The organism is Caballeronia pedi (genome assembly GCF_001544915.2).
GTDB lineage: Bacteria > Pseudomonadota > Gammaproteobacteria > Burkholderiales > Burkholderiaceae > Caballeronia > Caballeronia pedi.
The window spans coordinates 120,399-129,827 of the sequence record NZ_FCOE02000020.1 but is presented as its reverse complement, the minus strand read 5'-3'; the positions used below and the strand labels follow the sequence as shown (position 1 = coordinate 129,827).

Below are 9,429 nucleotides of genomic sequence, written 5' to 3'. Positions count from 1 at the left end.
CGCCGCCGACGATAGCGCCCATTTCTGCACGGCCGAGTTCTTTGCTGACTGCGAGGTTGTCGATCTTCAACATGATGGTTCTCCTGAGACTTGAATGAATGAGTGAGGTATCAGAGCGCCACGCCGCCGAGCAGGCTGCCGACCGAAGCGAGCGACTTGGTGATGTTCTTCACGTCGACGTCGGTGTGTTGCGAAGCATCGACTTGCGTCACGGGAGCGACGTTGGTCTGCGGGCTGGCGAAGGAGAAGCCGCCGTTGTAGTTGGAGTTGATGCCGTTGTTCTGGAAGATGCTCGCACCGCCGACGATGGCGCCCATTTCTGCGCGGCCGAGTTCTTTGCTGACTGCGAGGTTGTCGATCTTCAACATGATGTAGCTCCTGGGATATCTGGTTTGGTGGTTGGTTGAGCACCAATCGTTGCGCTCGCAGCTACATATGCGAGGGGCGTGCCAGAGAGGGCTAGAAGATCTGTTCGGTTAATCCAAGTGATTGATTGCAAGATAAAATAAATGCATCGAGCGCAATTTCGCGTGGATGTCTGAGCGCTCGACGGTCATCGATGTGTCGGATGGCAGGAGACAGAATACGGAGGGCTGTCGGCTAACGGCCGACAGAGTCGGCTGGGGCCGGTTAAAAAAACAAACGGACTGCTTGCTCGCGCAAGCAGTCCGTCACCACACCCCACACCTTTAGAGCTGCTGCGAAACCCCGAGCGGTGAAACAGGCTCCATCACCGGCACGCTCTTCGGCTGCACATCATTGATGAACGTCTCCGACAGCGCAATCACGCTGGCGAACGCGCGCGTATCGTAGAGCGCGTGATCGACGTCCTTGCACACCGCGGCCTTGACTCTCGTCATGCGCGACAGTTTCTTTCCGTGCCTGCCGAAATGCGCGTTGAGCTGATCGAGACCCTCGTCGCCCGCGCCATAGACGAGCAGCGTGCGCACGCCTTTGCGTTCGAGCGCATGAACGACACTGTGCGGGTCCGTAAGCGACTGCTCGCCGGACTGCACGGCTTTCTTGCCCTTGACGCCGAACATCTGGGAATGCAGCCGCGCTGCCGCATTCGATGCGAACGCCTTGACGATAGGCTTGAGTCCGCGCTTGCCGCTTAGCACCAGCCACCACTTTGTCGGCTTCAGAAGCGCAGGGCCAAGACGCGCCATCGTATTGCGGCGTTGATTCCTGAGCTCTTGCAGCGTCATTCTTTCGGGGATATAGAAGCGCTGCAGATTCACGGCGATGACAGCCGCGATCGCCGGTTCGACCAGCGACGCCCGCAACGCGCTATACGCGCCCGAGCAGATGCCGAACATCACGACCGTATCGTAGCCTTTGCGTTTGAGCCATGCGGCGGCGGTCCCGACATCTTCGATCGTGCTTTCCGCGTGAATCGTCGCCGTCGTGTCGAGCGTGCCGTCCGGCGATCGCGCGGGACTGTCGCCGATGCCACGAGCGTCGAAGCGCAGCGACGCGATACCGCGCCGCGCCATTTCACGCGCGATCCGCACGGACAGACGGCTGTCGCCATGATGCGCGCTGCCCGCGGTATTCGTGATGACGATGACCGGACCGCCCGCGAGCCGGTCGCGCGGCTCGCACAGAATGCCGAACAGCCCCGCTGCGCCGAAGATCACCGGGCGCTCGATCGCTTCCGGGGTTTCGATGATCGCGTCGTCGCACATGCCCGGCCGCGCAGCCTTTCTCGCGCGAAGCGATGCGAGATCGTCGGCGCGGCTCTCCTTCATGTTGTCCGCTATCCATTGCGCGGTTCGCTTGAGCGTCGTTTCCGGCAACGTGGACGATGCGGTTTCCTGCATGAAGTCGAAGTAGTCGTCGAAGGTTTCCGTTTCCACTTCGACGCCTCGATCGCGCAGTGCAACGCATAGCGACTGGCTTGCGCCGCGTCGCATATCGGCGACGAATACGCGCTTGGGCATGGCAGGCTGACAGCTCATGGCCTTGCCGAGATCGAGCCCGCTCAGGCGGTTGCGAAATGCTTCGCTATAAACCTGCCCGAGTACGTGAAAGGGCGAGTCGATCTGCCACTCACGCACGACGACGGGAAGATTCTCGACCCACGTCTTGCGCAACGCGGTCAGCTCGCGCAGATAGTGACGTCCGTTCAGCACGGGAGCGAGCAACGCCAGCGAATCCACCAGCGGATGGTGCGATGCAAGCGCAGCCAATGTCCCGCCGAGACGCAAGCCGCACAACGTCACCTTCGTTACGCCCGTTTCCTTGCGCAAACGATCGACAGCCGCGCCGATATCCGCGACGAAATCGTCGAGCCGATCGCCTTCGTGATCGACGCCGACCGAATCGCCCGTGGCGAGATAGTCGAAGCGCAGGACTGGAATATCGCGTCGGGAAAGCTCTTCGGCCAGAAAGCGCATGGCCTTGTGCCCCCACGCCTCCTCATGTCCGAACGGGTTGCACAGTACGACGCCCTGCTTGCCTTGGCCGACATGAAGCCAACCGAAGCGCCCGCCGAAGACGATCGGTGTCATGAGTTGCCTCCTCGCTCGAAATTACCGATATGCACGCCTGAGCTTCGGTAAAACGCGATTCGGGCAACATTACCGTTCCCTGAGCCGCTGAGTTTTGTTTTAGTGTCGCGCATTTTCTTGAGCTTCTGGTTGCACGTTTGGCAAGATTAAACATCCTTTTGAATTTGCCCTTCGGTGCGTTGGCGAACAAAGCTTTGGTCCCTTGTCGCAAGGGATAAATGACAAGCATTCTTAGCGTGTTTTTAGTCGCGTTCTTAGGCCTGGCTTTAGGCCGGTTTCTTAGGCGCTAAGCCTTTTTTAGCGGCCCTTGTGCGGGGTGGCGCACTGATGGACTCAAATGCTGCAAGGGATTTGTGCGTTGGGGCACCTAGCGAGAACGGCATTTTTGGGGATGTATCCGCATCGCGTCGGGCTTTTGTCGAGCCTTTTTCGCTCTCTCTGATCCGTTGCGCAGATGCTGAGCGCGCTTGCCACGGCAGCGGAGACGGCCAACGCGCGCGTGTAATCGGCAGCTAAGTCTGGAAGGCAAGAATTCGTGGCGCAGGACCACACGCGATTTCTTCGAGGCCGGTCGGAGGCGACCGGCCAATTCCAGCAAATATGCTTCGATATCCTATGAAAATGCTTTCATCTCTTTCTGGTTTGTCCACGATCGGACGGTGTGTCGTCATCGGCGCTTTGGCGAGTCTCCTGGGCGCGTGCGGAGGCGGCGGTGGAAGTTCGTCGTCGTCGAATCCGCCGCCTCCGCCGCCCGCCACGCAACCAGCGGTCAGCGTGTACGCGGGCGTCGTCGACGCCACGGGCACGAACGATGGCACAGCGGCCTCCGCACAATTCAACGTTCCGCAAGGTCTCGCTTCGGACGCAGCGAGCGATATCTTCGTCGCGGACACCGGCAACTTCACGATCCGCAAGATCAGCAACGGCATCGTGTCGACGTTCGCGGGCTCTCCGGGGCAGGCGGGTTCCGCCGATGGCACCGGCAGCGGCGCGCTCTTCGCCGGGCCCTGGATGATGGCTTCGGACAGCGCAGGCAATCTCTACGTGACCGATCAGGGCGCCAGCGCCACGGCTGCCGTCATCCGCAAGATCACGCCAGCCGGGCAAGTGACGACACTGACCAACGCCGCCACGAATCTCGCCGTTCAGACGGACGGCGGCGGCGCGATCGCCGTGGACGGCAATTCGAACGTCTACGTCTTCACATCGACGCCAACGCAGCCAAGCGTGCTCGCCCAGATCACGCCGGCGGGACAGGTGAACCTGATTTCGCTCACCAGCAATGTGGGCGGCACACCGATGGTGCTGGTGAATCCGCAGGGCATCGCGATCGATTCGGCCAACAACCTCTACGTCTCGGACGACGATCTGAACGCCAACGCCGGCGTGCTCTACAAGATCGCGCTGAGCGGAACCAGCGGCGTCGTGACGACGCTCGCGGGCTCGACATCTGTCTCGGGTTCGACCGACGGTCCCGGCACGGCCGCAACCTTCAACGGACTGGACGCGCTCGCGCTCGATCCGGCGGGCAACGTCTACGCAAGCGACTTCAACAACAGCACGATCCGGGAGATTTCGCCTGCGGGCGTCGTGAGCACGGTCGCGGGCGTGGTGGGTCAGACACAACTGGTGACGGGATCGCTTCCGGTTTCGCTGCCGGATATCGGGGCGCTGCTGTGGAACGGACAAACGCTTTATGCGAGCGATGTGGATGACAACGTGATCATCGCCATTCATCCGTTGCAATGAGACTGGGGCGTCGGGAAAACCATGAGTTCATGCGTGTCCCGATGCGAGGCGTATCGAGATGAGACGCCTTTCATCGCGCGACATGCACGAGCCGGAAAACGACAACGGAGACTGAACGTTCGAACTGTTTTCCACGTCGCGAAGCGGCCTGCGCAGCACAGCCGCGCTGGTTCTTTCAGTTTGCGAAAATATGCCGAAATCGTCGCTTTTGCGGGGATAAAGCGACAAGACGGGACCGGTTCCCCTTCCTAACATAGCGCCACTTGAATGACTGGTATTTAAGTGGATCTACGAGTCAGAGCCCACATACCGGTCCGTTCGCGCGACGACAAGTCATCGATCACGCAGTGCATCATCGCGGATACATGCTCGCGCGCGGTTGCCTCCCGGCGCTCGGATGGCAACCCGGCTCCTTGCTCCTTGAGCGCGATCCCAGCATCGTTTTCAGGGCAATGAGCATTCATATGAATCCGCGAGACTATGCAGCTATTTTTCCTTTCTCCAATTGTGTGCGCGCGGCGGGCACGGACGAGTTCGGCGACAGCCTGATCGCTGCGCTGGCCGGTCTTGTCGAGATCGAGCATTGCGTGCTCGTCAACGTAAAGCCGCGCGATGCGCATATTTCCGCGCTCGCGAGCCGGCGCGCCCGTGGTGTCGCCACACGGCTGACCGAAGCGTACGTGGGCGGATGTTATCGCGACGACCCGCTGGTACGCGAATTCGCCCCGGCCGAAACGATCAGGCCGCCCATGCCCGCCGTGCGTTCGTTGATGATGGACCGCGAATCGAATGCGGAGTATTTCGAGCGCTTCTTCATCGAGCCAGGCATCGCGGACAAGCTGTCGATCATCGCGCCGGGCGTCGGACACACGGCCTTTCTCAGCGTTTATCGATCCACCGCTATGGGGCGCTTCAGCGAGCGCGACAAAGCGTGTATCGCCGCTTTCGCGGATTTTCTCGCCGCGCTCGCTTCGACGCATTCGAGATTGCGCGCGACACCGAGCGTGCCACGCGAAGTCTCGATCAAATGGCATACGGCGCTGTCCGAGCGCGAGCGTTCCGTCGCGAAGCTCCTGGGGCAGGGCGAGACCGCGAAGACGGTGGGCGCGATACTCGCGCTATCGCCCGCGAGCGTCGTCACCTACAAGCAGCGCGCGCTGGCGAAGCTCGGCATCGGCACGCAGCGCGAGCTGGTTGCGCTGACGGCCCTGCTCGGCTGACATCGAATGGTTCTGTCCTGTTTCGTGAGGACAGACAACACGTCGACACGAATCTAAACTGCCCTCGCTCGACTGATCTTCGATGATTGCGGCGTCGGGCAATTCCTCGGAACACCATCCCGGTTATTTCGGTATCCGTAAGAAAAACGTCAGAGACGGTGTGCCTGTCATTTCAATGAACTGCGACGAACGCTTGCAAAAAACGAAGGAAGATCATGCGCGTGTTACTGGTTGAAGACGATCTGCAAATGGGACAGGCCCTGTTCCGTGCCTTGAAGAACGACGGCTACCGAGTCGACTGGGTTCGCGATGCAAGAGCCGGACGGCTCGCCATCGATGCGGCCTATTACGCCGTCGTGCTGCTCGACCTCGGCCTGCTCTGCGGCGGTGGTCTCGAATTATTGAGAGCCTCGCGCGAATCGGGCAACAAGGTGCCGATGTTGACGTTCACCGCGAGCAGCGACCCGGAAACACGCGTGCGCAGTCTCGATGTCGGCGCGGACGATTGCGTGCTCAAGCCCTTCGACGTGCGCGAGGTGCTGGCGCGTATCCGTGCGGTATTGCGCCGGCAGGCCGGTTATGCGACCTCCTGCCTCGGCGATGAATCGTTGAGCCTCGATCTCGACCGTCGTGCGCTGTGGCGCGATGGCGTCGCGTCGCCCTTGTCCGCGCGAGAATTCGCGCTGATGCATGCGCTGCTCGAACGGCCCGAAGCGATTCTTTCGCGCGCGCAACTCGAAGAACGCATCTACGGCTGGGGCAACGAAGTGGAGAGCAATGCGCTCGACGTGCTCATCCATTCGATGCGCAAGCGCTTTGGTCGCGCGCTGATCCGCAACGTGCGCGGCATCGGCTGGACGCTGATGCATGCCGGACAGGCGCTGCCAGCCTGATTAATTCTGGGCTAACTCTGCCTCTCTACGATATGCCTGCAGTCTGCTGATTCACCATTCAATCAAACCAAGGAGTGTCTTATGAAAGCCGCAAAAATCCTGTTGGCCCTGATGTGTGTCTTCGCTGTTCAAGCCGCCAGCGCGAAGGAAACGAAAGTCGCTCCGGCAAAGATGTCGTGCGCGGATTTCGTGCAGGTCGACGAAGCGTATCAACCCGCGCTCGTCTACTACGTCGCCGGCGTCGACAAACTCGGCGTGAAGGGCACGGAAACCACGGTCATCGATACGGCTCAACCTGTTGCCGCAACCGTGGTGGAAGCGTGCAAGAAAGATCCCGGCATGAAGTTCAGCACGAAAGTGCACTCGATGGTGAAGGCCAATCAGATCGCGCTGTTCGATCACCACTGAGCAAGCGTGTTGACGAATGCGAGGTGACGAGATGAACGCATTGAAGTTCGAAATCGAAGTCGGCGAGGAAATGGTCGCCGGCTTCGCGAAGAAAGGTCTCACGCAGGTCCGGCCATCGACGACGCGAGACCGGGGCGAAGGCCCCTTCGGCCGCCTCGTGTTGCGCGGCGCGACCGTGATCGATGGCACGGGCGCGCCACCGTTCGGACCCGCCGATATCGTCATCGAGGACGGCAGGATCACCGAGCTTGCCGTGGTCGGCGTGCCGCACAAGCCGGTGAATCCGGATCGCCGTCCGGCGCGCGGCGACCGTGAGATCGATTGCCACGGGAAGTACGTGTCGCCGGGCTTCATCGACAGTCACGCGCATATCGGCACGCCGTTTCACGCGGAGAACGGCGAGATGCTGCCCGCCGATTACATCTACAAGCTCTGGCTCGCGCACGGCGTCACGTCGGTGCGCGAAACGGGCTGCATGAACGGACTTGCATGGACATGCGAGCAGAAGGCGGCATCGGAAGTGAATCGCATCGCGGCGCCGCATCTTTATCCCTATGTCTATTTTCCCGCCGTCAATGATTACCTGAAGACCATCTATCGTCCCGACGATGGACGCGAATGGCTCAGACAGGCGCGCGACAAGGGCGCGGAGGGCGTGAAGTTCTTCGGTGCGCCGCCCGCGATCATGCAGGCCGCGCTCGACGAATGCGCGAAGCTCGGCCTGCGTACATGTTGTCATCACGCGCAATTGACGGTCGGTAGCATGAATGCGCTGAAGACGGCGCGTTGGGGGTTGACCAGCACCGAGCATTCATACGGCATACCCGAGACGCTATTTGAAGGGCGCTCGCTTCAGAGCATTGCCGACGACTACGACTACGACGACGAATATCTGCGTTTCTCGACGGCGGGCCAGACTTTCCTTCAGGCGGCCCAGCCCGGCTCGCAGAAGTGGAACGACGTGCTGCATGCGTTTCTCGAAACAGGCCACACCTTCGTGCCGACGCTGAATGTCTATGACGGCAACCGCGACGTGATGCGCGCGCGTCGCGCCGAATGGCACGACAGCTACACGGACAACACGACGTGGAAGTACTTTCAGCCGCAGCGCGGCGGACACGGCGCGTATTTCTATCGATGGTCGGTGAAGAACGAGGTCGAATGGCGCGAGACGTACCGAATCTTCATGCACTTCCTCAACGACTACAAGAATCTCGGCGGACGCGTGTGTCCCGGAAGCGATTCCGGCTTCATGTATCAGATCTACGGCTTCGGCTATGTGCGCGAACTCGAACTGCTTCAGGAAGCAGGTTTTCTGCCGATGGAAGTCCTGCGCGCAGGAACCGCGCATGCGGCGGATCTGCTCGGCATCGGCGAAGAGACGGGGGTGCTCGAAGTCGGGCGTCGCGCGGATGTGCTCGTGCATCGCGAGAATCCGCTGGCGGACTTCAAGCTTCTCTATGGCACGGGCGCGACGCGCCTGAATGACGAACTCGGCGCAGTCGAGCAGAAGCGCGCGCTCGAATACACGATTCGATCAGGCATCCTATTCGATGTCGACGAGCTGCTAGGCGATGTTCGCGCGATGGTCGCGGCGACATGGAAGAACGGCGAGACGCCGTATAGCCACGCAACGGAGCAATCGAAGTGAAGGCGCCCGCCACGCAATTCGTGATGCTCGCGGGCATGCTCGGCAGCGGCAAGACTTCGCTGCTCGAAGCGTTGTTGAGCGACAGCGCCGCGCAGACGTCGACGGCGATCATCGTCAACGAGGTCGGCGCGGTCAATATCGACGGCGCGGTTCTCTCCGAATCCGCGCGCGGTACCGCGATGGCGACGCTCAGCAACGGCTGCGTGTGCTGCTCGCTGAACAACGATCTGGTGATGACCATCGAAGATCTGGTGGCGTCGCGCATCGAGGCGGGATTGCCCGCGTTCGATCGTATCGTGCTGGAGTGCAGCGGCCTGTCGCGTCCGGGCGAGGTCATGCGCTCGCTGAATCCGCTCGCCGCGATGGGACTGCGCGTTCATATCGCGGTTACCTACGATTGCAGCCGCCCGCCGCTCGACGGCGATTCATTCGACGATGTCGCCGCGCAACTCGGCGCGGCGCACACGATCGTGCTGACCAAGACCGATCTGGTCGGCGATGAACAACGCAGCCTCGAACGTGCGCGCATCGCACGAATCAATCCGCTCGCCCATCTCGTCGACGAAGATAGCCTGCGTGAACGCGCCCGCGCCGCCTTGCGCGATATCGCGAGCGGCCAGGCGCTCATTGCGCACGAAGCGGACGATGGAAGGCGTTCGTCTCGCGTGCTGTTGCATCCGCGCTTGCGCGTGTTTTGTGCGCGTTTTCACGGCGCGCCCGAATGGGAGCAGACCCTCGAATGGATGGAGAACATCTCGGGCGCGCTGGGCGGCCGGCTTCTGAGAATGAAAGCGATCGTCGCAGGCCCGGCTCCCGGCGATCGCATTCTCATGCAAAGCGTAGGCACCACGTTCGCCGCGCCGCGCCGGCTTTCCCCGACGAGCGCGCCCGACATGGCCGCCGTTTTCATCGTCAGGGACTGCGGCATGCAGGAGCTGGAAGAGGCCGGCATGAGCGGCGTCGTGCGCTGGTCTTCGTTGCAAGGCTAATGCGCG

General features: G+C 61.3%; 9 protein-coding genes. 6 read left to right on the top strand and 3 right to left on the bottom strand.

What is annotated here, in order from left to right; all coding sequences use genetic code 11:
* Positions 1–110: 110 nt before the first annotated feature.
* The gene (locus tag AWB80_RS26185; protein WP_061177564.1) at positions 111–368 is read right to left on the bottom strand and encodes a hypothetical protein; all 258 of its coding nucleotides are present in this window, start codon (positions 366–368) and stop codon (positions 111–113) included.
* 321 nt (positions 369–689) lie between these two features.
* Positions 690–2,513, bottom strand: coding sequence for an alpha/beta hydrolase (locus AWB80_RS26180; protein WP_061177563.1), 1,824 nt, complete (start codon positions 2,511–2,513; stop codon positions 690–692).
* A 615-nt stretch (positions 2,514–3,128) separates the two neighbouring features.
* Here AWB80_RS26180 and AWB80_RS26175 point away from each other — a divergent pair.
* Entirely contained in the window at positions 3,129–4,262 is a 1,134-nt protein-coding gene (locus AWB80_RS26175; RefSeq protein ID WP_143328144.1) for an NHL repeat-containing protein, read from the top strand.
* A 278-nt stretch (positions 4,263–4,540) separates the two neighbouring features.
* Here AWB80_RS26175 and AWB80_RS45010 read toward each other — a convergent pair whose 3' ends face one another.
* A complete protein-coding gene (locus tag AWB80_RS45010) occupies positions 4,541–4,846 on the bottom strand; it encodes a hypothetical protein (protein ID WP_244206736.1) in 306 nt (101 codons plus the stop codon).
* Between the two features lie 3 nt (positions 4,847–4,849).
* Here AWB80_RS45010 and AWB80_RS26170 point away from each other — a divergent pair, with 3 nt between their 5' ends.
* From AWB80_RS26170 to AWB80_RS26150, 5 genes are all read left to right on the top strand, one after another.
* The gene (locus tag AWB80_RS26170) at positions 4,850–5,482 is read left to right on the top strand and encodes a helix-turn-helix transcriptional regulator (protein ID WP_244206734.1); all 633 of its coding nucleotides are present in this window, start codon (positions 4,850–4,852) and stop codon (positions 5,480–5,482) included.
* 215 nt (positions 5,483–5,697) lie between these two features.
* Positions 5,698–6,375 (top strand): response regulator, encoded by a 678-nt coding sequence (locus AWB80_RS26165; protein ID WP_061177561.1) that lies wholly within the window; start codon positions 5,698–5,700, stop codon positions 6,373–6,375.
* 81 nt (positions 6,376–6,456) lie between these two features.
* Positions 6,457–6,783, top strand: coding sequence for an HdeA/HdeB family chaperone (locus AWB80_RS26160; RefSeq protein ID WP_061177560.1), 327 nt, complete (start codon positions 6,457–6,459; stop codon positions 6,781–6,783).
* A gap of 31 nt (positions 6,784–6,814) precedes the next feature.
* Entirely contained in the window at positions 6,815–8,434 is a 1,620-nt protein-coding gene (locus AWB80_RS26155) for an amidohydrolase family protein (RefSeq protein WP_061177579.1), read from the top strand.
* On the top strand, positions 8,431–9,423 hold the full coding sequence (locus AWB80_RS26150) for a CobW family GTP-binding protein (RefSeq protein ID WP_061177559.1): 993 nt from the start codon (positions 8,431–8,433) through the stop codon (positions 9,421–9,423). Before AWB80_RS26155 ends, AWB80_RS26150 begins: the two co-directional genes overlap by 4 nt.
* Positions 9,424–9,429: the final 6 nt, after the last annotated feature.

What these genes read in the sequence shown, in the direction of transcription:
- AWB80_RS26185 (WP_061177564.1), bottom strand. Translation starts at nt 368, where the DNA reads ATGTTGAAGATCGACAACCTCGCAGTCAGCAAAGAACTCGGCCGCGCA.
- AWB80_RS26180 (WP_061177563.1), bottom strand. Translation starts at nt 2,513, where the DNA reads ATGACACCGATCGTCTTCGGCGGGCGCTTCGGTTGGCTTCATGTCGGC.
- AWB80_RS26175 (WP_143328144.1), top strand. Translation starts at nt 3,129, where the DNA reads ATGAAAATGCTTTCATCTCTTTCTGGTTTGTCCACGATCGGACGGTGT.
- AWB80_RS45010 (WP_244206736.1), bottom strand. Translation starts at nt 4,846, where the DNA reads ATGCTCGATCTCGACAAGACCGGCCAGCGCAGCGATCAGGCTGTCGCC.
- AWB80_RS26165 (WP_061177561.1), top strand. Translation starts at nt 5,698, where the DNA reads ATGCGCGTGTTACTGGTTGAAGACGATCTGCAAATGGGACAGGCCCTG.
- AWB80_RS26160 (WP_061177560.1), top strand. Translation starts at nt 6,457, where the DNA reads ATGAAAGCCGCAAAAATCCTGTTGGCCCTGATGTGTGTCTTCGCTGTT.
- AWB80_RS26155 (WP_061177579.1), top strand. Translation starts at nt 6,815, where the DNA reads ATGAACGCATTGAAGTTCGAAATCGAAGTCGGCGAGGAAATGGTCGCC.